This is a genomic window from Burkholderia sp. AU16741 (assembly GCF_002223345.1).
Lineage (GTDB): Bacteria > Pseudomonadota > Gammaproteobacteria > Burkholderiales > Burkholderiaceae > Burkholderia > Burkholderia sola.
The window spans coordinates 425138-449456 of the sequence record NZ_NKEZ01000007.1 but is presented as its reverse complement, the minus strand read 5'-3'; the positions used below and the strand labels follow the sequence as shown (position 1 = coordinate 449456).

Genomic DNA, 24319 nt, shown 5'->3' with positions numbered 1-24319 from the left:
GGCGCCGAGCGATGCCGGGTTTCCCCGCCCGGCATCGCATGCGTGTTCGCCGGGCGGCTGCCCGACGCTGCTACCTGCTACGGCTACTTACTGCTGGATCCGCGCGTTGCGGATCAGATCCGCAACCACCTGCGCGGTCGCCTTCTCCATCGCGACCTGCTCGAGTTGTTGCCGCAGCGTGTCTTTCGCCTGGTCGAACGGCGGCACCTGCGTCGGGCGCTTGTCGTCGACACGCACGATCCAGTACGCATCGCCGACCTGCACGGGCTCGCGGGTCAGCCCGCCCTGCGGCAGTTTCACGAGCGCTTCGGCAAGCGGCTGCGGCCAGTTCTGCGTGTGGCCTGCTTCGATCGGCGTCTTGAACGAGATCCAGTTCAGCGCGCCGCCTTGCGCCGCGGCCGGCCCCTTGCTGAACTGACGCGCGAGCCCGCCGAAGTCCTCGCCTTTCTTGAGCCGCGCGAGGATCTGCTTTGCGGTGTCCGCGTCGTTGACCGCGATCACGCTCGGCTTGTATTCGTTCTCGCCGAGTGTCGCGACAACCGCGTCGTAGCGCGCCTTGACGTCCGCATCCGTGACGGGCGCCGGCTTGACCTGATCGCGCAGGTACGCCTGCGTCATCGCGAGCGCCTTCGCCTGCTCGGTGGCGGCAACGACCTGCGGTTTCGTGTCGTAGTGCTGCTTGAGCGCCGCCTGTCGAAACAGCTCGCGTGCGATCAACTGGTTCTTCAGCGCCGCGCGCAGCGCCGGCGTATCGGGTGCCTTCGACGCGCGCACGGCTTCGTCGACCTGCGCTTGCAGGATCGGCACGCCGTTTACGCTCGCGATCGCATCGGCGGGCATCGTGGCGGTGGCATCGGCGGGTTTCTTCGCCGCCTTGGGGACCGCGTACGCGTGCGGGACGACAGCGCCGCAAAGCATCGCCGCGACGAGCGCGACGCCGAGCTTGCGAATACGCTCCGGCAGGTTGGGTTGCATCGCGAGCTCGCGACCGTTCGACAGGCGATTCATGAAGTTCTCCATCAGTCCGTCCAGTTGAGTGTTGCCAGCAACACGCTGGCTTTCTTGCCGAGCGCCGCCGGTTGCGCGAGCGCCTGCCCGACGAGCACTTCGGTCGACAGGGTCCCGCCTTTCAAACGCCATTGCGCACGCGTGCCGACCCCCGTGCCGACGAGCGACGGCCAGCCGCCCTGCGCGTTCAGGTGCGTCTTGCCGCCGTCCAGAAACACGTACGGTTCGATGCGCGCGTCGTGCCACGCCGGTACGTTCTGCCAGGCCAGCTCGTTGCGCACGAATGCGCCGCTGTCACCGGCGATCCCGCCTTCGGTAAACCCGCGGACCGAGCCCATGCCGCCCAGAAAGATCTGCTCGTTGCCGAACAGCGCGACGCGGCTGTACTGAGCGCGAAGCGTGCCGCGATACGCCCAGCTGGAACCGGCAAAATTGCCGAACGTGAACTGCAGCGTGCCGGTGGCATCGAGCTTCGTGAACTGGCTGTGCGCATCGTCGATGCCGATGTCGGACGCATCGTGGCTGGCCGCCAGCCAAGGCAAACCCTGCGACACGCCGACATCCCAGGTCGCGGCCGCACCCTGATCGCGCATGACGAAGCGGGACAGCCCGTTCAGCGCGACACGCAACACCGTCAGGTTCTGCGGCGACAACGGCATGCCGTTGAGGTCGCGCTCGGTGCGCAGCTTGTTGAGCGTCACGTCGACGCTCATGCGCCCGCGCGGCGAACGCACCAGCACGTCGTTCCAGCCGAGCATCTGGCTGAACGTGCGCCCCGCGATCAGCGCGACGTCGCCAATCGCCTGCTGGTACTCGGACATCGACGCCGTGTAGCTGAACGTTTGATAGCCGTACGGCACCGCCGCCGAGAACACGACCGCATTCGTGTCGGTCGTCCCGACGTAGCTGAACGACAGCGATTCCTGGAGTCCGATCACGTTGTCGGCTTCGACACCGGCGCGATAGCGCGTCTTGCCGGTCTGCGAGCTGCCGTAGTTGTCGATGCCGAAATCGTAATGAAGACGGTCGCCGTAGCGGTTCGAGATCGCGACGATCGAATCGCCCGGCGCTTCGCCGGGGAGAATCCGGATTTCGGCCTGATTGCGCCGCAACCGGTTGATCTGGTCGACGCCCTGCTCCAGATCGGGCAGACGCAGCACGTCGCCCGGCGTGCTCGCGAACGCCCATGCGGTGCCGGCTTCGGTCAGCAGCCCGCCGCCGCGCACCTCGTACCACTTCTCGTCGGGATCGCGCGGCCTCAGCGGCTTGCCGTTCAGCGTCAACGCGGCCACGCGGCCGGGAACGAGATTGATCTTCAGCGTGCCGGACGCGAGATTCTGCGGCCCGAGGTACGCACGCGTCGTGATGTAGCCGCGCGCAATGAACGCTTCGGTCAGCCGGCGCAGCAGCAGGTTGATCCGGTTGCGCCCGAGTTGCTTGCCGATGAACGGCGCCGCGATACGGTCCAGTTCGTGCTGCCCGAGCATCGCGTCGCCGGTGAATTCGATCCGCTCGATCAGGAACGTCGGCGCGACGTCCGGCAGCGTGTCGACGTCGGCGCCCGGCGGCAGGTCGGGCATCGCCGGCTGCTCGGGCACCGCGATCTGCGCCGGCGGCTGCGCGATCTCGTCGCGGCGCTGCCGGTCGCGCTGCTCCTGCAGCAGACGCTGCGCGGGATCCTGTTCCGCACGCGGCACCGCCAACCCGGCCGGGAGCGCGCCGAGGCCCGGAAGCGCGCCGGCCGGCGGCGCGCCCGCGAGCTGTGCATGCGCGCACGGCGACATTGCGCCGATCGTCAACGCGAGCGCGGCGGCAATGCGGTGATCCTTGTGCGACATCACAGGCCGAACCACGACACGAGACCCATGTGATTGCGGTTGCCGATCGTCACGAGATCGCGATGCGGCGGCCGGATCGTCACGATGCCGCCGGCCGCGAGCACACCGTCGGGCGCGCTGTACGCACCGCCGTCGATGTCGGCCTCGCCGGTCAGGCGCACCTTGCCGGTTCCTCCTGTGAACACGCCGCCGGTGTCGGCCGCATAGATCGCCGCCCAACGATTGCCGAACCACGCCTTCAGGTCGTGATCGCGATTGATCACCGTGTAGCCCGGCACGCCCTGCGCGAGCGTCTTCGGCGCGTCGAGCGTCAATGCGCCGTACGCAAGCACGGTTCCGCCCGTGTTCGTGATCTGCGTACCGGCTTTCAACTGGATGTCGGCTTTGGCCTCGATCGCACCGCCGAACGCCTGCACGTTCGACGATGCGCTCGCGCGGCAGAACACGAAACACGAGCGCCGGTACGATGCCTGCCCGGTGAGAATGGCTTGCGTGAGGATGTTGTCACGCGCAGCGATGTCGATCGCGCCGCCATTCGACAGGATCGATCCGCCGATATTCGTCACGTTCGCGGCGCGCACGCTCACGTTGCCCGCATCGGCCGTGATGTACGCGAGTTTCGATGCGTCGGCCAGCGCGCCATAGTCGACGGTGAAGCCGTCGCTACGATGCTTGAAGAACAGGAAGCGGCCGCCCTGCTCGGAGAAGCCGACCACCGCACCGTTCTGCACGCCGGTGCTGTGGTCGACGATGTTCTGCAGATCTCCGCCCGCGTCGATCGACACGCTCTGGTTCGACAGGATCCGTGCATTCCGGTTGACGATATCGGCGCCCGCGGTCAGCGACACGTCGCCCTTCACGCCGAACAGGATGCCGATCCCCGTCTGCGGCAGCGACTGGTTCAGGATGCGGCCCGCCGCATTCAGCGTCACCGCGCCCGCCGAATCCGGGTCCGCGTCGATCGCGGCCTGCCCTTGCACCAGCGAGCCGACATTCACGATGTCCGCCGCGCTCTTGAGCACCACGCCGCTTTGCGACGATGCCACGGTGGCGCCCTTCATCGCGTCGTCGGGATTCAGCGCGATGCCCGCGCCATTCAGCTTGACGCTGCCCGACGCCATCAGGCTGCTGCCCGTCAACGCGATCGCATCGGCTGCCGACACATTCGCGTGGCCGCCACGCGACTTCAGGTCGGTGTCGGTCAGCGTCATGCCGCCCTGCACGGTGACGTCGAGGTCTCGCGCGACGTCGATCTTCGCATGCGACATCTCGACGTTGCCGTTCGACGTGAGCGTGAAATCCCCGAGCGACGCATTCATCGCGCCGGCGCTGCGCACGCCGGGGCCGCGATCCGTGACGATCAACTGCACGCGCCCGCTCGTCACGCTGCCTGCGGCAGTGATGTCGATCGCGTAGGACGATGCGGTGTCCGGCTGGGTCGTCGCGGTACGCGAGAGCCAGTCGTTGGCATTGTCGTTCGGCGACAGCCCCGTGTTCAGCTCGACACGGCTGCGTCCGGCCAGCAGGCGCACACCGGCCGTCGCCGACGAAAACGTGTTGTCGATCGCGCCGTCGACGAGGATGTTCTTCGCGATCAGATCCAGCCCGATCAACGCGCCGGCCAGGCCGCCCGGCCCGACGACGATCGTGCCGGTCGACGTATCGAGCACGATGTTGCGCTGGATGACGCCAGGGGCGATCTGCAGGTCGTTGAAGCTCACGCTGCCGGTCGACAGCGCGACGCGCCCCGTGTTGACGAACGATCCGCCGTTGACCGTGATGCCGTTCGGGTTCGCAAGCACGACGTTCGCGCGCGGCCCCGCCACGGCGATCTCGCCTTCGATCAGGCTGCGGTTCGTGCTCGTCACCTGGTTGACGATCGTGCGCGCGTTGATGCCGACGTTGTTCAGCGTCGCACCGGCTGTCGTCACGTTGAACGACGAATACGTGTTGCTCGATACGCCGGCGACCGCCGGCGCAAGATTGACGAGCTGCCGGCCATTCGGCCCGACCGACACGCTCGTGGGCGTGCCGCCGTCCGCGACGATCCCCGCGGCGGCGGCGCAGTGCGGCAGCAGTCCCGTTACGGCAAGGCAAAGGCACAGCGCGCGCCAGCCCCCGGTGCCTGCACGCCCCATTGAATCGGTGCATCCCATTCTGGTCCCGCGCACGGCTTCGCCGGCCGTGCGCCCTCGGTTTTTTGGTCGTGTGGTTGTACTGCTTTCGTCATACTTTTTTTGCGATACCGAGGAAGAGTAACGGCGGGGCGACGCCTTTCTTTAGGGTGCTCGATCGAATAATTTTTCTAATCGCTTCGGAGTCAACATTACAAATAGATTTCACGCCGAGGCACAATGAAGGCGTCCGATCCATCCTGCTCCTCATGTCCTCTACATCGACGAACACGCCGCTCACCGTCATCCATCTGAACGGCCCGATCAACAGCGGCAAGACGACGATCGGTCGCGCGCTCGCACGCATGCTGCCCGATGCGCGCTTCATCGACGGCGACGATCACGACGCGCCTGAAGACGCGCCGTTCGACGTGCAATGGGCGATCGCGCTGGAGCGGCTGGTCACGCGGATCGCGCAAGCGCGCGAACGCCACCTCGTGATCGCTTATCCAATCGGCGAAGCGGAATTCGAGCGGCTGCGCGCGGCGTGCAACGCACGCGATGCGCGTCTTTTCGTCGTGACGCTCGCGCCGCCCGAGGCGGTTGCGGCGTCGAATCGCGGCACGCGCGCCCTGACGGACTGGGAGCGGGAACGCGTCGCGCAAATGTATCGCGAAGGCTATGCGTCGCGCGCGTTCAGCGATTGCGTGATCGATACGTCGAACGCGTCGGCCGATGGGTGCGCGACGGCGATCGCTCGCCGCGTGGCCCTTCCCGTCCATTGACGCGGCGGCTTCGGCCGTGCGCCGTCGTCGGCGCACCGCATGCACGTCCGGACGCATGCAAGCGAACGCGCGCCGCTCTCAATGATGTTGCCGTACGCCCGACACGACCTGCTCGCGCGCCCCCGTCCGGCTCAACATCAACGTCACCACCGCCGACACGGCGAGCGTCCCCGCAACCACATACAGCCCCGCCGCATACCCGCCCGTCACATGCTTCAACCAGCCGATCGCGAACGGCCCGACGAACCCGCCGAGATTGCCGATCGAATTGATCATCGCGATCCCCGCCGCCGCGCCGGCCCCCGACAGGAACGCGCTCGGCATCGCCCACAGCGGCGCCTTCGCGGCACTGATGCCGATGTTGACGACGACCAGCGCGAGCACCGTCAGCAACGCCGTGCTCGCCCGCCCCGCGAACACGAAGCCGATGCAGGCCAGCACGCACGGAATCACGACGTGCCATGTGCGCTCGCCGGTGCGATCCGAATGCCGTGCCCACACGATCATCGCAACCACGGCGGCGATGCTCGGAATGCCGGTCAGCATGCCCGTCTGCAATGCAGTGAAACCGAACTGCTTGACCATCAGCGGCGCCCACAGGCCGAGCGTGTACAGCCCCGCCGACGTGCCGAAGTAGATCAGCGCGAGCGCCAGCACGCGCGGGTCGCGCAGCGCCTGCCATGCGCCGGCCGTGTGCCCGGCGTGCGTGTGGCGCGCGTCCGCTTCCGCTTTCAGCTTCGCGATCAGCCAGTCGCGTTCGTCGGCCCGCAGCCACGCGGCCTGCGACGGCGCATCGGTCAGGCGCTTCAGCACGACGAAGCCCAGCATGACCGCCGGCAGCGCCTCGACGATGTACAGCACTTGCCAGTCGGCGAGCCCGAACATCGGCGGCATCTGCATGATCGCGCCCGACAGCGGCGAGCCGATCGCGGTCGAGATCGGCGCTGCCGCCATGAACCACGCGGCGGCCACCGCGCGCTGCTTCGCGGGAAACCACAGGCTCAGGTACAGGATGACGCCGGGGAAGAAACCGGCTTCGGCCATGCCGAGCAGGAAGCGCAGCACGTAGAAGCTCGTCGGCCCGGCCGCGAACGCGGACACCGCCGACACGATCCCCCACGTGATCATCACGCGTGCGATCCAGATGCGCGCGCCGACGCGATGGAGAATCAGGTTGCTTGGCACTTCGAACAGAAAGTAGCCGATGAAGAACAGGCCGCCGCCGAACCCGAACGCGGTCGGCGACAGGCCGATCGCCTTGTTCATCGTCATCGCCGCGAAGCCGACGTTGACGCGATCGAGAAAGCTGACGAAGTAAAGCAGCATCACGAACGGAATGATGCGCCACATCAGTTTCCGCGCGACGCGGGTTTCCAGATCCGCTTGCATGTGTCTCCTCCTTCGAGGTCGGGCCGTGCGCCGTCGGTCGTTGGACCCCGCGCGCCGGCCGGCGCCCGGCTCGCGTCGCATGCGCGAGTCGCGGGCTGAAAATGCCTGAATGAAGCGAGCGCTCGGCGCTCGGCGGCGCGCACGCGCGGCCGCCGCCGCGTCGCCGCCGTCAGGCCGCGACTGCCGCGTTCGCGACGCGCTCGCAAACGGCCGCCGTCACTTGCGCGGTCGTCGCACTGCCGCCGAGGTCGCGCGTATGCAGCGACGGGTCGGCCGTCACGGCCTCGATCGCGTGCATCACGCGCGCGGCCGCTTCCGTCTCGCCGAGATGCTCGAGCAGCATCACGACCGACCAGAACGTGCCGACCGGATTCGCGAGCCCCTTGCCCATGATGTCGAACGCGGAGCCGTGGATCGGCTCGAACATCGACGGGTAGCGCCGCTCGGGATCGATGTTGCCGGTCGGCGCGATGCCGAGACTGCCCGCAAGCGCGGCGGCGAGATCGCTGAGGATGTCCGCGTGCAGGTTGGTCGCGACGATCGTGTCGAGCGACGCCGGACGGTTGACCATGCGCGCGGTCGCCGCGTCGACGAGCTCCTTGTCCCACGTCACGTCGGGAAACTCCTGCGCGATCTGTTTCGCGATCTCGTCCCACATCACCATCGCGTGCCGCTGCGCGTTGCTCTTCGTGATCACGGTCAGCAGCTTGCGCGGTCGCGACTGCGCGAGCCGGAACGCGAAGCGCATGATGCGTTCGACGCCGGCGCGCGTGAGGATCGACACGTCGGTCGCGGCCTCGATCGGATGGCCCTGATGCACGCGGCCGCCGACGCCCGCATATTCGCCTTCGGAGTTCTCGCGGACGATCACCCAGTTCAGGTCGTCCGGCCCGCAGCGTTTCAGCGGCGCATCGATGCCCGGCAGGATGCGCGTCGGACGCACGTTCGCGTACTGGTCGAAGCCCTGGCAGATCTTCAGGCGCAGCCCCCACAGCGTCACGTGGTCGGGCACGTCCGGGTCGCCCGCGGAGCCGAACAGGATCGCGTCCTTGCCGCGCAGCGCGTCGAGGCCGTCGGCCGGCATCATCGCGCCGTGCCGGCGGTAGTAATCGGCGCCCCAGTCGAAATCCTCGAACGCGAACGCAAAGCGGTCGCTGCCGCGGGCCAGCGCTTCCAGCACCTGCTTGGCCGCAGGCACCACTTCCTTGCCGATGCCGTCGCCGGGAATCGTTGCGATACGGTAGGTCTTCATGCGGACATCCTCGATCGATCGTGAGCGTGTACGCACTTTACCGAACTGGAAGTACGTAAACCGGGGCTATACTCAAAGCATCTTTAACTTCAATTCATGAATCCCGTCATGGCGGATACCGTCCAGCCGGCCGATCTCGGCTTCTTCTCGACGCTGGCCGCCTCGGGCAGCCTGAGCGCGGCCGCGCGCGAACTCGGGCTGACCGCGGCGGCCGTCAGCAAGCGGCTCACGCAGATGGAGCGGCGCGCGGGCGTGACGCTCGTCAACCGCACGACGCGGCGGATGATGCTGACGCCGGAAGGCGACGTCTATCTGGAGTACGCACGCCGGATCCTCGATCAGATGGACGAACTCGGCGAACTGCTCGGCAGCGCGAAGCAGCGGCCGAAAGGCCTGCTGCGCGTGAATGCGACGCTCGGTTTCGGGCGCAGCCATGTCGGCCCGGCGATCTCGCGCTTCGTCGCGCGCTATCCGGAGGTGTCGGTGCAGTTGCAGTTGTCGGTGATGCCGCCGCCGCTCACCGACGACGCATTCGACGTGTGCATCCGCTTCGGCGAACCGCCCGACACGCGTGTCGTCGCGCGGCGGCTCGCGCCGAACCGCCGGCTGCTGTGCGCGGCGCCCGCGTATCTCGCGCGGCACGGGACGCCCGGCACGCCGCACGACCTCACGCGACACAACTGCATCGGCATCCGGCAGGGCGACGAAGGTTACGGCGTGTGGCGCCTGACGAGCGGGCGCGGCGCGGGCCGCCACACGGAAGCCGTACGGATCAACGGCAACCTGACGACCAACGACGGCGAGATCGCGGTGAAGTGGGCGCTCGACGGGCACGGGATCCTGATGCGCGCGGAATGGGATCTGCGCGACTATCTCGCCGACGGCAGGCTGGTCGTCGTGCTGCCCGACCATGAAACGCCGAGCGCCGACATCTACGCGGTGTATGCGCAGCGTCACCAGATGTCCACGCGGATTCGCGCGTTCGTCGATTTCCTGGCGGAGGATTTGGAGCGGCTGAAGGCGACGTAGGGGTGTCGGTCACTTGTGCATGGCAGCGTCAGGCACGGCTCGCATCCCGCCGTCAGGCCACCGCTACCAGCCCGCCGTAGCGATCGCCGCTAGCGGCCGCACCCGCCAACGCCGGCCGCCATCCCACCGCCCCCGCCGCCGCCAGTCCCGCCTGCTCATACCCGGCCTGCACGAAGCGCTCCGCGATCCAGTCGACGAACGCCCGCACGCCGGGCGACACATGCGGGCGCTTCACATAGACGGCCGACACGGCGAGCGCATCGGGTTGCCAGCGCGGCAGCACTTCCCGCAATCGCCCCGCGTCGATCTGCGGTTGCGCGGCGACGCGCGTCGGCTGGATCAACCCGAGGCCGTGCACGCCGCACGCGAGATACGCCTGCTCGTCGTCCACGCTGACGATGCCGTCGAGTTGCACCTTGCGCACCGCGTCGTCCACCACGAACTCGAGCTCGGCCGGACGCTGACCGCACACGTGCGCGCCGGCTACCGCGCGATGCGCGTCCAGATCGTCGGGCGTGCACGGCACGCCGAAGCGGTCGAGATACGCGGGGCTCGCGCACGTCACGCGCTCGAGCGAGCCGAGCCGGCGCGCGACGAGCGACGAATCGGGCAACGCGCCGAGCCGGACGCTGCAGTCGATCGCGTCGCCGATGCGATCGCCCGCGCGCCCGGCCACGGCGAGGATCAGCTCGAGATCGGGATGCCGCGCATGAAATTCGCCGAGCGCCGGCAACACGATCGCGCCCGCCACCGACGCCGGCAATTCGACGCGCAACGGCCCGCTCGGATGCAGCGCGGCGCCGCGGATGCTCGCTTCGAGCTCGTCGACGTCCGCGGTGATGCTGACGCAGCGCCGGTAATACGCGTCGCCTTCGGGCGTCGCCCGCAGCGCGCGCGTCGTGCGCACCAACAACGGCATGCCGAGCGCCGCTTCGAGTTCCTGCACGGTGCGCGTCGCGGTGGCGCGCGAAATGCCGAGCGCCTGCGCCGCGCGCGTGAAGCTGTTCATTTCGACGATGCGCGTGAAGATGCGCATCGCGCGGATCGGATTGTCCACCCAACACCTCTGCGTGGTTGCGATATGCCGCCGCGCGCATTCGCGCACCGTGCGGCGTGTCGATGTCGATGTCGACGCGAGCCGCGCGACCCGCGCGGCCCTCGGGTCAGGCGTTCGCCGCCGCGACGGCGGGCGCCGGTTCGGCGAGCAGCCGTTGCGCGAGCGCCAGTGCGTCGTCGCGGCTCGCCGCCGCGTTCAGCGGATAGCCCCAGACCTTCTCGAAGGCGCCCGAAAAGGCATTGAGCGCCACGCGGCGCGCCGCGTTGGGCTCGATCGCGATCATCCCGGGGATCCGTTCGCGCGACAGCGCGCGGTTGGCCTTGCTCCACTTCGCGAGCTGTTTGCGCATCTCGTGATCGTTGTCCGGACGATCGTCGCCGGACGGCGCATCGTCGGTCAGCAAGACGAAGCGTTCGCGGCGCGCGAGCAACGCGTCGAGTTCGGCGATCAGGCGAGCGGGATCGGTGTAGGTCGAGCCGCTGTAACGCAGCCAGACAAACGGGAATTCAGTCGTGACGATTTGCATGTCGACCTCCAGATGAGAACGATTCTCATCTTATGGATCGAGACCCGATGCGTCATTTCTCATCCCGGCCAACTGCTTTTTCAATCCGGCCAAACGTGCGTGAGCGTGCCGCGTGGACGGTCAGCGTTGCCGGTCGGTCAGGTATTGGGTCGGCGACTTGCCGGTCGCCTTGCGGAACATCGTGACGAAACTGCTCGCGCTCTCGTAGCCGAGATCGATCGCGATCTGGTGAACGCGGCGGCCGGTCGTCAGCATCCGCAGCGACAGCGCGACGTGCAGCCGACGGCGCCAGTCGCCGAGGCTCATGCCGAGCTCCTTCGTCGCGAGCCGCGTGAGGCTGCGCTCGCTGATGCCCGCGCGCCGCGCGAGTTCGGCCAGCGGCGACTTGTCGGCCGGATCGGCGAGCAGATGGTCGATCAGCTTGCGCAGCCGGCGGTCGGTCGGCATCGGCAGGTACAGATCCTCGACCGGCGCCGCGACGAGTTCGTCGAGCAGCGTCGCCACCAGCCGCCCTTGCGGCCCGTCGACGTCGTACAGGTTCGGGAAGCTGGCCGCCTTCAGCAGCAGCTCGCGCAACAGCGGCGACATGGCCAGCGTGCAACAGCGCGTGGGCAGGTCGAGCGCCGCGTCGGGTTCGACCAGTACCGCGTAGAAGGTCGCGCCGGCCGAGCCGCGCGCCGCGTGCGGGACATCGCCCGGAATCCAGACCGTGCATTGCGGCGGCGCGGTCCACACGCCGCCGTCGATCTCGCAATAGACGACGCCGCTCAGCGTGTAGAGCAGTTGCGCCTGGCGATGGCTGTGCCGCTCGAGCCGCCATTCGGGCTCGACGACCGAGCCGCCGAACACGACGAGCGGACGCGGCACGTGATAGACGTCGGCGTCCGCGGCGGGATCGGTGATCGGTGGAAGGTCGCGCATGGAACGACGGGCTGTGAAGAAGGCCGGACGCCGGCGCGTCCTGTCGTGCTTATACCAGAAACGCGCCGGCGCGGCCGCGCCGTTCGACGCGCGTCTGCGGCCGTGCACCGGACGGAATACAATGCGCCGATCCCCTGCCGCTGCGCCACCTGCCGGAGCCGCCATGTTCGACCTGACCACGCTGACCACCTTCACGGCCGTCGTCCTGGGCCTGTTCCTGATTCCCGGCCCCGCCGTGCTGCTCGTGCTGAGCCGCACCGTGCAAGGCGGCCGCAAGACCGGCATCCTGACCGGCCTCGGCGTCGCGAGCGGCGACTTCGTGCATACGCTGTTCGCGGCCGTCGGGCTGTCCGCGCTGCTGATGACGTCGGCGCTCGCGTTCAACGTCGTGAAGCTGGCCGGCGCCGCGTACCTGATCTATCTCGGCGTGCGCGCGCTGCTCGAGAAGGCGGCCGATCCGTCGCTGCCGAAGGTGTCGCCCGTCACGCCGCTCAGGGCGTACCTTCAGGCGATTCCCGCCGAGGTGCTGAACCCGAAAACCGCGCTGTTCTTCCTCGCGTTCATGCCGCAGTTCGTGCATCCAGAGCGCGGTTCAACGTTCGTGCAGTTCGCGGCGCTCGGGCTGATCTTCGTCGTGCTCAGTTCGCTCTACACGACGCTGATCGCGTGCTCGATCCGGCCGCTCGGCCGCATCGTGAAGCGGCTCACGTGGCTCACGCGCTGGCAGGGCAAGATCATCGGCTCGATCTTCATCGCGCTCGGGCTGCGCGTGGCCGTGCAGCAGCGCTGATGCGCGCGGCCGCATGACGCGCGCCGACGCGGACCTGCTCTACACCGACCCGCGCCTCGTCGCGGTGTACGACCTGTTCAACGCGGGCGATCGGGACTTCGCGTTCTACGCCACCGCGATCGGCGCCGGCCGGCGACGCATCCTCGATCTCGGCTGCGGCACCGGCACGTTCGCGCGACGGCTCGCGACGGCCGGGCATGATGTCGTCGCGATCGATCCCGCGCCGGCGATGATCGATTACGCGCGACGCCAGCCGGGCGCCGACGCGGTACGCTGGCTCGCGTGCGCGCTCGACGGCCTGCCGCCCGGCGCGCCGTTCGATGCGGTCGTGATGACCGGGCACGCGTTCCAGTGCCTGCTGAGCGACGACGACGTCGACGCGACGCTGCGCGGCGTGCGGCGCGTGCTCGCCGACGGCGGCCGTTTCCTGTTCGACACCCGCAACCCGCGCACCGAACCATGGCGAACATGGACGCCCGCGCAGTCCGCACGCAGCGTCGAGTCGCACGCATTCGGCATCGTCGATCTCCATCACGCGGTGCGTGCGATCGACGACGCGATCGTGACGTTCGACACGCGCTACCGCTTCCGCCGCGACGATACGGTGCTGACGAATACGAGCCGGCTGCGTTTCATCGCGCAACCTGAGTTGCGGGCGCGCGTGACGGCGGCCGGTTTCGCGGCGGCCGACTGGTACGGCGATTGGGAGCATGCCCCGTTCGACGAGGCGAGCAGCGCGGAAATCATCGCGATCTGCCACGCGTAACGGGCGCAACGCAGAGATCACGCGCCCCTCGCGCTCACACGCCATCGAGCGCGCGCCGCACCGCATCCCAATCGAGTCCGAACCGCGCGAGATACTTGCGCAACCGGTCCGCATCGTTCGGCTGCTTCTTGCTCTGCCGCGACACGGCGAACAGCGTGCGTCCGGCTTCCGACAGGCTCGCCGACGTGCGGCACACGTCGAGCACGCGCTCGAGTTGCGCACGGTCGAACAGGTCGAGTTCCGCCGCACGCGCGCCGAACACCGCGTCGACGCACGCATCCGACGCCCCCGCCCCACCCGGCGACGACCACGTGCGCGTCAGCCGCTCGACTTCCTGCTCGGCGAGCGCCTCGGTAATCCGCCCCGCGTCGGCCAGCGTCGCCATCCGCGTGACCGACGCCGACAGCTCGCGGAAGTTGCCGGCCCACGTCGCGCGCGGCGACGCCGCGAACGCGAGATAGCGCCGCTTCGCCTCCACGTTGAAACGCACCTGCTCGCCCTGCTCGCGGCCGAAACGGTCGAGTTCGAATTCGAGGTTCGGCTCGATGTCCTCGCGGCGCTCCGCGAGCCCCGGCAATTCGTAAGTCCACAGGTTGATCCGCGCATACAGATCCTCGCGGAACGTCCCGGCCGCCACCATCTGCCGCAGGTCGCGGTGCGTGCCCGCGATCAACTCGAAATCGCTCGTCGCCTCGACGTCCGCGCCCACCGGCAGGAAGCGCTTCTCCTCGATCGCCTTCAGCAGCATCGCCTGCTCGTCGAGCCCGAGTTCGCCGATCTCGTCGAGAAACAGCAGCCCGCCGTCCGCCGCGCGCAGCAACCCCGCGCGCGCCGATTGCGCGCCGGTGAACGCGCCCTTCACGTGACCGAACAGCGTCGACATCGCCGCGTCGCCGCGCAGCGTCGCGCAGTTGATCTCGATGAACGGCCCGGCGAGCCGATGCCGGCCGCGCTTCAGCTCGTACACGCGCTTCGCGAGAAACGACTTGCCGGCTCCCGTCGGCCCGACCAGCAGCATCGGCGCGCGCGAACGCACGGCCACGCGCTCGAGTTGCTCGATCAGCGCGTTGAAGCGTGCATTGCGCGTCGCGATGCCGGCCTTCAGGAACGACACCGTTTCGTCGCGCTCGCGCGTGAAGCGCTGCGCGATCCGGTTGTAGCGGGACAGGTCGAGATCGATCACCGAGATCGTGCCCGGCCCGCTCGGCCCTTCGTCGGTTCGCTGCGGCGGCCCCGTCTGCACGAGGCGCGCGGGCAGGTAGCGCGCTTCCGCGAGCAGGAACCAGCAGATCTGCGCGACGTGCGTGCCGGTCGTGATATGGATCAGGTAATCCTCGTGTTCGAGGTCGAACGGATACGCGCGAGCGTAGTCGTGCAGCGTCGCATAGACCTCCTCGAAATCCCACGGATCGTGGATCGTGACCGGCGTGAGCCGCACGTCGGTGTGCGGCGACACGCGCACGAGATCGTCTCGCACCTGGTTGGCGAGACGCGTGTAGTCCAGCGAATGCAGCAGTTCGAGCCGGTCGATCGGAAGGGCGGGCTGCTCGCACAGCGAAATCGTCGGCCGCCATTTGCGGTAACGGCGCGGCGCGCGGCCACCCTGGTCGAGCACGGTGCCGAGAAAACCGATCGCGACAGTCTTTCGCATCTTTATCTCATGGGATAAGAGGTGATCCAATTCTATCGGATTTTTCGGACGACGCGCGGCAGGAGGCATTCGCACCCGATCACGCACCAAATAAAAATACTGTTTATTTTCAAAAGCTTAAAAAAATATTTGAAGGTCAAGTGCGCGCACTGGCACGCTCCTCGCTAAATACAAAGCGCCGGATGTCCCGCTGGCCCACGAGCCAGGGTTCACAAAGCCCTGCTGGTGCGCCGCCGCCGAACCTCGTTCGTCGCGGCAGCGCATGCCGCCATGGACAGACGAAGGCAGGGGGCGCGCCAGGATGCCTCGCCCGGGTTCGAATCCCGGGGCGCCCCATTGTTCGGAAGCTCAGTCAGGTGGAGCAGCCGGCGAAAGCCGGCCGGTGGCGGGTTCGAATCCCGCCCGAACGCTGTCCGCAAGGACAGTCATCTTGATAGAAGCAGTACCCGCCGGTGCGGGCCGCAAGGCCCGCCGCGCGTCGGACCGGTTGCGGTTCCGCGCGATCGGCCGGACGGCCGCACGGCCCGCGCGAAGGCGCACGACGACGCGATGCAGGATGCGTCGTCGTGCACTTCGACGCCGGGCCGGCGCGCCGCCCGCCCGGTTGCGTCGCCCCGCGATCCGCACGATGCGTGTCACCCCGGCGGCCATTGAAGATAAGGACAAGAATATGTGGATGCGACATGTCGTGAAAAAGAACGAACGCGCGCTGCTGATGAACGAGGGCGATTTCGTGAAGGTGCTGGAACCGGGCGTGTTCAAGGCCTTCGATCCGTTCAAGCGCCTGTCGGTGCAGACCGCGCGTCTCGATGCGCCGCTCGCCGACGCCGCACTGGCCGATTACCTGCGTCACGACGCACAGGACGTGCTCGCGCAGTATTTCGTCGCGATGGATCTCGCCGACGATGAAGCGGGCCTGCGCTACGAAGACGACGTGCTCGTCGAGATCCTGGCGCCAGGCACGCGCCGGCTGTACTGGCGCGGCCTGACCGCGCACCGTCTCGAGCGCATCGATCTCGCGCAGGACAGCATGCTGCCGGCCGCGCTCGTGAAGCGCATCGCGCAGCCGGCGCTGCGTGCACGCGGCGTGGCGGGGCTGACGGGCGTGCTGCTGGCGCAGGTGCCGGCGTACCACGTCGGTGTACTGAAGATCGACGGCAGGATCGAGCGGCTGCTGGACGCGGGTACGTCGGCGTTCTGGCGCTTCAACCGCGACGTCGCGGTCGAACTCGTCGATCTGCGCTTGCAGGCGATCGAAGTCGGCGGGCAGGAAATCCTGACGCGCGACAAGGTCGCGTTGCGGCTGAACCTGTCGGCGACGTGGTGCTACGCGGACGTGCTGCACGCGTTCGGCCAGTTGCAGAAACCGGTCGAACACCTGTATCGCGAGCTGCAGTTCGCGCTGCGTTCGGCGGTCGGCACGCGCTCGCTCGACGAGCTGCTGGAGGACAAGCAGTCGATCGACGACGTCGTGATCGCGCAAGTGCGTGCCCGTCTCGGCGATTCGGGCGTGGACGTGCGCAGTGTCGGCGTGAAGGATATCGTGCTGCCGGGCGACATGAAGACGATCCTCGCGCAAGTGGTCGAGGCGGAGAAGTCCGCGCAGGCGAACGTGATTCGCCGCCGCGAGGAAACGGCGGCCACGCGTTCGCTGCTGAACACCGCGAAAGTGATGGAAGAGAACCCAACCGCGCTGCGGCTCAAGGAGCTGGAAACGCTCGAGCGCGTCGCGGAACGGATCGACCGCATCTCGGTGTTCGGCGGTCTCGACCAGGTGCTGAACGGACTCGTCAGCATCAAGGGCGCGTAATGCAGCATCCGGCGCGAGGCAGGTGACTCGCGTCGGATTCCGAAATGAATCAGGTGAAGCAGATGACAGACACGGATTATCAGGTGATGGAACTGGCGAACGGCAAGCCGGTGAAGATGTGGACGCAAGGCGTCGCCGTCGAAGAGGAAGCGCGCGCGCAACTGCGCAACACCGCGCAGATGCCGTTCATCTTCGGCCACGTCGCGGTGATGCCGGACGTGCACCTCGGCAAGGGCTCGACGATCGGCAGCGTGATTCCTACGAAGGGCGCGATCATTCCGGCCGCGGTCGGCGTCGACATCGGTTGCGGGATGATGGCCGCGCGCACGACGCTGACGGCGTCCGACCTGCCGGATTCGCTGGGTGGGCTGCGCAGTGCGATCGAGCGCGCGGTGCCGCACGGCCGCGCGCCGGGCCGCCGCGATCCGGGCGCATGGGGCGATCGCACGCCGGCCGCCGTGACCGACGCGTGGAAGTCGCTGCAACCGGGCTTCCAGCGGATCGTCGACAAGTATCCGAAGCTGGAAAAGACGAACCACTACGCGCATCTCGGCACGCTCGGCACCGGCAACCACTTCATCGAGGTGTGCATCGACGAGGCGGACCGCGTGTGGTTCATGCTGCACAGCGGCTCGCGTGGCGTCGGCAATGCGATCGGCAGCCTGTTCATCGAACTCGCGCAGGCCGACATGCGCCAGCACATCGCGAACCTGCCGGACCGCAACCTCGCGTATTTCACCGAAGGCAGCCGGCACTTCGACGATTACGTCGAGGCGGTCGGCTGGGCGCAGGACTACGCGCGGCGCAACCGGCAGGCGATGATGGACGCGGTGATCGGCGCGGCGCGCGGCGTGATCGGCACACCGTTCTCGGTCGACGAGCATGCGGTGAACTGCCACCACAACTACGTGCAGCGCGAACGCCACTTCGGCGAAGACGTGCTCGTCACGCGCAAGGGCGCGGTGTCCGCGCAGAAGGGGCAACTCGGGATCATCCCGGGCTCGATGGGCGCGAAGAGCTTCATCGTGCGCGGGCTCGGCAACCCGGAGAGCTTCTGCTCGTGCAGCCACGGCGCGGGCCGGACGATGAGCCGTACCGAAGCGAAGCGCCGCTTCACGGCCGACGATCAGGCGAAAGCGACGCAGGGCGTCGAATGCCGGAAGGACGCGGGCGTCGTCGACGAAATCCCGATGGCCTACAAGGACATCGACGCGGTGATGGCGGCCCAGCGCAGCCTCGTCGAAGTGGGGCACACGCTGCGCCAGGTGGTGTGCGTGAAGGGTTAGCGCGGTGCGCGGCCGATGGCCGGCGGCCGCGCACAACGAAAGGAAAACGACAACGATGAAAACCGACAAGACGATGACGACCGTGCGCAGCGCGCACCCGATCGACCCGGCGGTGCGGGCGCGCGTGATGGCGGAGCTCGCGGAAGTCGAGCGCCGCCACGATGTGAGCGTGCTGTTCGCGTGCGAATCGGGCAGCCGCGGCTGGGGATTCGCGTCGCCGGACAGCGATTACGACGTACGCTTCGTGTATGCACACCGGCGCGACTGGTACCTGAGCGTCGAACCGCAACGCGACGTGATCGAACGGCCGCTCGACGACGAACTCGACGTCGGCGGCTGGGAATTGCGCAAGGCGCTGCAATTGCTGCGACGCTCGAACCCGACGCTGCTCGAATGGCTCGACTCGCCTGTCGTGTATCGCGAAGATACGCGCTGGGCGCCGCGGCTCAGGTCGCTCGCATCGGCGTTCTTCTCGCCGGTACGCGGGCGTCATCACTACCTCGCGATGGCGAAGAAGAATTTTCGCGGCTATCTGCAAGGCGACACGGTGCGTTACAAGAAGTACCTGTACGTACTGCGTCCGCTGCTCGCGGTGCGCTGGATCGACATGGGGCTCGGCATGCCGCCGATGCGCTTCGTCGATCTCGTCGACGGCACCGTGCACGAGCCGACGGTGCGCGCGGAGCTCGATGCGTTGCTCGCGCTGAAGATGAGCGCGAACGAAAGCGAATACGGGCCGCGCCGGCCGGCGATCCACGCGCTGGTCGAGACGATGCTCGCCGATGCCGAACACGATCGCGAATACAAGCGGCCGTGGGGCGACGTGGCGATGCTCGACGCGTTCCTGCGCGACGTGGTCGACGGCCGATGAAAAGTGAACGGCGCGATGCCTCCGGGGATCGCGCCGTTTTTGCATCCGCACGCGTCCGATCGATGCCTGCGAGCAACGACCGCGCCCGCTTGCTACGTGTCGTCGTCACGATCGCAGCCCATCTCGGCGGTATACTCGATGCCGTTCGCCAGAGCGCGCCGCCGCATGCGCCGCAGCCTTCGACCTGCCCCGCTTGCTGACGATACGCTTGCAGTCCGACGTCTTCCGCCCGTCCATCCACAGTCGATACGAACCGTCATGTCGCACCGCCTTTCGCTCGCCATCGCCGCCCTCCTCGCCGTTTGCCCGTTCGTTGCCGAGGCTCTGCCGCTCGCGCGGCCACCGGTCGAACGCGACTTCAAGAACTGGTCGGTCGTCTGCGACAACGGCAACCGCTGCATTGCCGAAAGCCACGCGGACGATATCGACGACGCACGCCCCCACCTCATTCTGCGCGTGACGCGCGATGCCGGCCCCGACGCGCAAGCCTCGCTCGACCTCTACGCCTCGGCGCCGCTGGACCTGCGCACCGCACGCGTGGATGGCCGGCCGTTCGATGCAATGGCGGCCCGATGGCATGCATTCGGCGGCAAACCGGACGATGACGACGCGCACCCGTTCCGTATCCGGACCGACGATCCGGCAACGGTTGCCGCCTGGCTCACCGCGTCGCGCAATGGGCAACTGCTGAGCTTCGGCGATCCGGCGTCGGCACAAACCGCCCGCACACCGTTGACGGGATTGAGTGCCGCGCTGCTGTTGATCGACGACACGCAGGGCCGTGTCGGCACCGTCACGGCGTTGCTGCGCCCGGGCACCCGGCCTGCATCGTCGGTGCCGGCCGCGCCCGCGCTGCCGCCCGCGGTCACGCCCGCGCCGCCGCCCGCCTCGCCCCTGTCGAGCGCCGAACGGCGCCCGCTCGTCGATGCGGTGCTCGCGAAGTTCGGCGGCGACGTGAAGCAATGTGCGGCCGAGGTCGAAGACGAAATGCCGGCGCGCGATCGCAGCAAGGCGTCCACTGCCGTGGCGATCTCGGCCGACGAGGCGCTCGTCGCGATCCCGTGCCAGACCAGCAGCCTGTATAACCACACCGACCTGTGGTATCGCGTGCGGCGAACCGCGCCCTACTCGCCGACGGCGATGAATTTCGGCGAGAACGCAAACGCGGGACTCGATTCGGCGTCGTTCGCGAACGAACTGACCGACGCCGGCTACGATCCCGCCAGCGCGACGCTGTCGAGCAAGGTGAGGCTGCGCAGTGCCGGCGATTGCGGCTCGACCGCATCGTGGATCTTCGACGGCCGGCGCTTCATGCTCGGCGATATCGCGACGCACGGCACGTGCAACGGCCTGTTCGACGATCAGTGGCCACGCCTGTATCGACGCGCCGATGCGACCGGAAGCCGCTGACGCACGTATCGCACCGAAACACGCCGGCAGACATAACCGATAACAAACCGAGGGGCCGAACCATGCATCACCCGTTCATCACCGCGTCGCGCCACGCGGCCGCGACGCGGCGCAAGCGCGGCTGGCGCAGCGCGCTTGCGCTCGCGCTGATCGCCATCTCCGCATTCGCGTCGATGCCGGTGCGCGCGGCAAACGCCGACGAGCCGGTCGAGATCCCGTTCTGGTCGCGCCACTGGGCCGGCACGATCGGCAACCGGCACGTCGAAGTCTCGTTGTCGCGCGTCGCCGACACGGTGTCGGGCTGGTACTGCTACGCCCCCTGCACGTCCGACAAACGCTATCGGCTCGCATTGAAGGGAACGCTCGACGCGCATGGTGCGACGCTGTCGGAACGCGATAGCGGGGCGAAAGCCGACGCCGATCGCGTGACGGGCACGTGGCGCGTTGCGTTCCTCGACAACGCGGTGGCCGGCACATGGGCTTCGCCGGACGGCAAGCGTACGCTGCCCGTGTCGCTCGCGCCGAAACAGGACGGCAGGCCGTTCCCCTACGACATCCGCCTCGTCGCCGACCATCTGCCGGACGATGGCGGTTCGTGCACCGACGTGCCTGAAGTCACCGCAATCCGTCTGTACGACCACGGCCGCCTCGTCCAGACGCTCGCGACCGATTCGCGGGGCACCTGCAACCTGTTTACACCGGATTTCGCCGACGCGAACTTCGATGGCTGGCCCGACCTGATGCTCGCGCAATCGATGGGGGCCGGTCCGAACACCCCGTACCAGACGTGGATCTTCAACCCGAAAACGCGGCGCTTCGCCGATGCGCCGCAGGGACTGCAAGACATCACGTCGCCGGATTTCGACCCGGTCCACCGGCTCATCTGGACGAGCTGGCGCGCGAGCTGCTGCGAGCACGGCGTGACGACCTACCGCTGGCAGGGCAACGACGTGAAGGAGGTCGACTCGGCGAGCAGCTACTTGCTGCCCGTGCTCGACGGAAACACGCGTCGCTATTGCTATGTCGTGCCCGGCTACGGCAACGGCCATATCGAGTATCCGCAACGCATCGAGCAGACCGATACCGGGCTGCGCTCGACGCTGGGCGCGCTGAAGGACTGCGAGACAGGCGATTCGCCTCAGATGTCGCGGGTGTATATCGACATCTGGAAACCGGGCGCGCCGGGTGGCGCGCCGACGCTCGCGCGTACCGAAAAGGTCGCCTGGAAACGGACGTCGACGCGCGCCGGCATGAAGTTCTGCCCGGACGTGCCGTTCTACGACAACGGCCGCATCCGCCGCGTCCTGTTGCGCGACGATCCCGACCAGTGCAGCGACTCGAATCCCGACAAGAACTAGTGTGCGGTGCGCCCGCACGCCGTCTGCGGAAAGACGCATTCTATGCGCCGCGCGCCCATAAGCAACCCACGATTCGTTCTAAAGGCACCTGCACACGTGCTCCTATAATCGCCGGACGGCAGGCCCCCTCGACCTTCACAACAACAAACGGAGCACCCATGACCGATCAGGCCCATTCGAACTGGCGTCTCGAAACCATCGCCGTGCACGGCGGTTATCGTCCCGACCCGACCACGCGCGCGGTCGCCGTCCCGATCTACCAGACCGTTGCGTACGCATTCGACGACACGCAGCACGGCGCCGACCTGTTCGACCTGAAGGTCCAGGGCAACATCTACACGCGGATCATGAATCCGACGACGGACGTGCTCGAGCAGCGGATCGCCGCGCTCGAGGGCGGCATCGGCGCGCTCGCGCTTGCATCGGGACAAGCCGCCGTCACGTATGCGATCCAGACGATCGCCGAAGCCGGCGACAACATCGTGTCCGCGAGTTCGCTGTACGGCGGCACCTACAACCTGTTCGCGCACACGCTGCCGCAATACGGGATCACCACGCGCTTCGCCGATCCGCGCGACCCCGCGTCGTTCGAGCCGCTGATCGATGCGCGCACGAAAGCGATCTTCGCGGAATCGGTCGGCAACCCGCTCGGCAACGTGACCGACATCGCCGCGCTCGCCGAGGTCGCGCATCGCCACGGCATCCCGCTGATCGTCGACAACACGGTGCCGTCGCCGTATCTGCTGCGCCCGTTCGAGCACGGCGCGGACATCGTCGTGCACTCGCTGACGAAATATCTCGGCGGGCACGGCACGAGCCTCGGCGGTGCGATCGTCGATTCGGGCACGTTCCCGTGGGCCGAGCACGCCGACCGCTTCAAGCGGCTGAACGAGCCGGACGTCAGCTATCACGGCGTCGTCTATACCGAAGCGTTCGGGCCGGCCGCGTATATCGGCCGCGCCCGCGTGGTGCCGCTGCGCAACATGGGCGCGGCGATCTCGCCGTTCAATGCGTTCCAGATCCTGCAGGGCATCGAGACGCTCGCGCTGCGGGTCGAGCGGATCAGCGACAACGCGCTGAAGATCGCGCAGCATCTCGCGCGCCACGAGCACGTCGAATGGGTGAACTATGCGGGCCTGCCCGATCACCCCGACCATCCGCTCGTCGCCCGCTACCTGTCGGGCCGTGCGCCGGGCATCCTGACGTTCGGCGTGAAAGGCGGCCGCGACGGCGGCGCGAAGTTCCAGGATGCGCTCAAACTGTTCACGCGGCTCGTCAACATCGGCGATACGAAGTCGCTCGCGACGCACCCGGCATCGACGACGCACCGCCAGTTGTCGCCGGCCGAACTCGCGAAGGCCGGCGTGAAGGAAGAAACGGTGCGGCTGTCGATCGGCATCGAGCATATCGACGACCTGCTCGCCGATCTCGACCAGGCGCTCGCGCGGCTTTGAGCGGAACGGGCGCGCCGGCCACTTGCCGATGCGCCCGCGTCAAACCGCTTGCCCCTGGGGCGGCTTCAAGGTGGTCAATCGCCGGTTGATGCCGGGCGACGCGCGGGTCCAACGATCACCGCGCGGAATTGCGCTGCGGGTATACGCACGGATGCGTTTTCACATACAGGTTCGGATTGCCGCAACGATGCCCCGCATAGTCGACCTGTTCGCCCGGCGGCAGGTCGGCCGGCACGGGCTTGCGCGCGGCGGCGGAAGCGAGGGCCGTGGTGCCGGAACGTGTCGATGCACAGCCCGCGAACAACGGGACGATCAGGACTGCGATCAAGGAGAAACGAATGGCGGGACGATGCAATTTTCGGTCCGGGATAAAGGTCTGAACGGCCCCGCCTCTATCGATGCTGCTGTCGCGGGCGACACGAATTCCGCCGGCGCGCTCAGCCAACGGCAGACTGCATGTTCCGCTTCCCGCTCATCGCCCCCATGACGCGAACATGACGGTTGCGTCATGTCGATGGAATCCGCCCCGCACTCCCGCGCGCGCCGAAATCTGACGCATTTTTCATCTCGCGATCACGATCACGCACGGCTGCTTTCGCATACTGGGTCCATGGTTCGCCACCCGGCGGCCCCGATCAAGGAGAGCACTCGATGAAAACGGCAAAACTCGCAGCACTGTTCGTCACCGCCACGCTGTCGCTCGGCATCGCCACGCAGGCCGCATTCGCCCAAACGCAAACGCAAGGCAAGACCCGCACGCAGGTCGTCAACGAACTGAAGCAGGCGCAGCACGACGGCATCGTGCCGATCAGCAAGACGCAGTACCCGCCGACCGCCGAGGTCGTCGCGCGCAATAAGGCGCTTCACGTGATTTCGGTGCATGGCGGCGAGAAAAAGCCGCCGGCCGACAACCACGACGACCTCGCCGCGAAGTAACGATGCGCGGCCAGACGGCCGCCGGCAACGCGCCGTGGGCGGCTGCCTGACGGCGAATGCGCGGGCGA

At 67.7% G+C, this 24319-nt stretch carries 21 protein-coding genes and 1 tRNA gene; 12 read left to right on the top strand and 10 right to left on the bottom strand.

Annotated features, from left to right (window positions below):
- Window positions 1–87 precede the first annotated feature (87 nt).
- Genes CFB89_RS18915 through CFB89_RS18905 form a run of 3 tightly spaced genes read right to left on the bottom strand, consistent with a single transcriptional unit; the run spans window position 88 to window position 4984 of the window.
- A complete protein-coding gene (locus CFB89_RS18915; RefSeq protein ID WP_089469439.1) occupies window positions 88–1008 on the bottom strand; it encodes a peptidyl-prolyl cis-trans isomerase in 921 nt (306 codons plus the stop codon).
- Between the two features lie 11 nt (window positions 1009–1019).
- Window positions 1020–2846, bottom strand: a complete 1827-nt coding sequence (locus CFB89_RS18910; RefSeq protein ID WP_089469179.1) for a ShlB/FhaC/HecB family hemolysin secretion/activation protein — start codon at window positions 2844–2846, stop codon at window positions 1020–1022.
- Window positions 2846–4984, bottom strand: coding sequence for a filamentous hemagglutinin N-terminal domain-containing protein (locus tag CFB89_RS18905; protein ID WP_256979704.1), 2139 nt, complete (start codon window positions 4982–4984; stop codon window positions 2846–2848). Before CFB89_RS18905 ends, CFB89_RS18910 begins: the two co-directional genes overlap by 1 nt.
- Before the next feature lie 245 nt (window positions 4985–5229).
- Between CFB89_RS18905 and CFB89_RS18900 the strand changes: the two genes are divergently transcribed.
- Window positions 5230–5745: a shikimate kinase gene (locus tag CFB89_RS18900; protein WP_089469178.1), complete on the top strand. Its 516-nt coding sequence runs from the start codon at window positions 5230–5232 to the stop codon at window positions 5743–5745.
- Window positions 5746–5823: 78 nt separating this feature from the next.
- Here the strand turns inward: CFB89_RS18900 and CFB89_RS18895 are convergent, their stop codons facing one another.
- Together CFB89_RS18895 and CFB89_RS18890 are read right to left on the bottom strand one after the other, a co-directional pair.
- The gene (locus tag CFB89_RS18895) at window positions 5824–7134 is read right to left on the bottom strand and encodes an MFS transporter (RefSeq protein WP_089469177.1); all 1311 of its coding nucleotides are present in this window, start codon (window positions 7132–7134) and stop codon (window positions 5824–5826) included.
- A gap of 169 nt (window positions 7135–7303) precedes the next feature.
- Window positions 7304–8386, bottom strand: coding sequence for a tartrate dehydrogenase (locus CFB89_RS18890; protein WP_089469176.1), 1083 nt, complete (start codon window positions 8384–8386; stop codon window positions 7304–7306).
- 108 nt (window positions 8387–8494) lie between these two features.
- On the opposite strand from CFB89_RS18890, the gene CFB89_RS18885 reads away from it, so the two are divergent.
- Window positions 8495–9415, top strand: coding sequence for a LysR substrate-binding domain-containing protein (locus CFB89_RS18885; protein ID WP_089469175.1), 921 nt, complete (start codon window positions 8495–8497; stop codon window positions 9413–9415).
- 52 nt (window positions 9416–9467) lie between these two features.
- Here the strand turns inward: CFB89_RS18885 and CFB89_RS18880 are convergent, their stop codons facing one another.
- The 3 genes from CFB89_RS18880 to CFB89_RS18870 form a co-directional block, all read right to left on the bottom strand.
- Window positions 9468–10472, bottom strand: a complete 1005-nt coding sequence (locus CFB89_RS18880) for a LysR family transcriptional regulator (RefSeq protein ID WP_089469174.1) — start codon at window positions 10470–10472, stop codon at window positions 9468–9470.
- Window positions 10473–10578: 106 nt separating this feature from the next.
- On the bottom strand, window positions 10579–10998 hold the full coding sequence (locus CFB89_RS18875; RefSeq protein WP_089469173.1) for an ATP--cob(I)alamin adenosyltransferase: 420 nt from the start codon (window positions 10996–10998) through the stop codon (window positions 10579–10581).
- Window positions 10999–11118: 120 nt separating this feature from the next.
- Entirely contained in the window at window positions 11119–11919 is an 801-nt protein-coding gene (locus tag CFB89_RS18870) for a helix-turn-helix domain-containing protein (protein WP_089469172.1), read from the bottom strand.
- Between the two features lie 163 nt (window positions 11920–12082).
- Here CFB89_RS18870 and CFB89_RS18865 point away from each other — a divergent pair, with 163 nt between their 5' ends.
- Both CFB89_RS18865 and CFB89_RS18860 read left to right on the top strand, forming a co-directional pair.
- Window positions 12083–12709, top strand: a complete 627-nt coding sequence (locus tag CFB89_RS18865) for a LysE family translocator (RefSeq protein WP_089469171.1) — start codon at window positions 12083–12085, stop codon at window positions 12707–12709.
- 13 nt (window positions 12710–12722) lie between these two features.
- Window positions 12723–13475, top strand: a complete 753-nt coding sequence (locus CFB89_RS18860; protein ID WP_089469170.1) for a bifunctional 2-polyprenyl-6-hydroxyphenol methylase/3-demethylubiquinol 3-O-methyltransferase UbiG — start codon at window positions 12723–12725, stop codon at window positions 13473–13475.
- A gap of 34 nt (window positions 13476–13509) precedes the next feature.
- Here CFB89_RS18860 and rtcR read toward each other — a convergent pair whose 3' ends face one another.
- Window positions 13510–15126, bottom strand: coding sequence for an RNA repair transcriptional activator RtcR (gene rtcR, locus CFB89_RS18855; RefSeq protein ID WP_089469169.1), 1617 nt, complete (start codon window positions 15124–15126; stop codon window positions 13510–13512).
- A 337-nt stretch (window positions 15127–15463) separates the two neighbouring features.
- On the opposite strand from rtcR, the gene CFB89_RS18850 reads away from it, so the two are divergent.
- From CFB89_RS18850 to CFB89_RS18820, 7 genes are all read left to right on the top strand, one after another.
- Window positions 15464–15536: transfer RNA gene (locus CFB89_RS18850), tRNA-Phe, on the top strand.
- A gap of 260 nt (window positions 15537–15796) precedes the next feature.
- Window positions 15797–16936 carry a slipin family protein gene (locus tag CFB89_RS18845; RefSeq protein ID WP_089469168.1) on the top strand — a complete coding sequence of 380 codons (1140 nt, stop codon included), beginning with the start codon at window positions 15797–15799 and terminating at the stop codon, window positions 16934–16936.
- 62 nt (window positions 16937–16998) lie between these two features.
- Window positions 16999–18222 (top strand): RtcB family protein, encoded by a 1224-nt coding sequence (locus CFB89_RS18840; protein ID WP_089469437.1) that lies wholly within the window; start codon window positions 16999–17001, stop codon window positions 18220–18222.
- A gap of 55 nt (window positions 18223–18277) precedes the next feature.
- Entirely contained in the window at window positions 18278–19093 is an 816-nt protein-coding gene (locus tag CFB89_RS18835) for a nucleotidyltransferase domain-containing protein (RefSeq protein WP_089469167.1), read from the top strand.
- A gap of 258 nt (window positions 19094–19351) precedes the next feature.
- Window positions 19352–20503: a DUF1176 domain-containing protein gene (locus CFB89_RS18830; protein WP_179233490.1), complete on the top strand. Its 1152-nt coding sequence runs from the start codon at window positions 19352–19354 to the stop codon at window positions 20501–20503.
- Between the two features lie 62 nt (window positions 20504–20565).
- The gene (locus CFB89_RS18825; protein WP_089469165.1) at window positions 20566–21861 is read left to right on the top strand and encodes a nitrite reductase; all 1296 of its coding nucleotides are present in this window, start codon (window positions 20566–20568) and stop codon (window positions 21859–21861) included.
- A 158-nt stretch (window positions 21862–22019) separates the two neighbouring features.
- Window positions 22020–23315, top strand: a complete 1296-nt coding sequence (locus tag CFB89_RS18820; protein ID WP_089469164.1) for an O-acetylhomoserine aminocarboxypropyltransferase/cysteine synthase family protein — start codon at window positions 22020–22022, stop codon at window positions 23313–23315.
- A gap of 115 nt (window positions 23316–23430) precedes the next feature.
- Here CFB89_RS18820 and CFB89_RS35395 read toward each other — a convergent pair whose 3' ends face one another.
- Window positions 23431–23760 (bottom strand): hypothetical protein, encoded by a 330-nt coding sequence (locus tag CFB89_RS35395; protein WP_256979703.1) that lies wholly within the window; start codon window positions 23758–23760, stop codon window positions 23431–23433.
- Window positions 23761–23966: 206 nt separating this feature from the next.
- Here CFB89_RS35395 and CFB89_RS18810 point away from each other — a divergent pair, with 206 nt between their 5' ends.
- The gene (locus CFB89_RS18810) at window positions 23967–24251 is read left to right on the top strand and encodes a DUF4148 domain-containing protein (protein WP_089469163.1); all 285 of its coding nucleotides are present in this window, start codon (window positions 23967–23969) and stop codon (window positions 24249–24251) included.
- Window positions 24252–24319 lie beyond the last annotated feature (68 nt).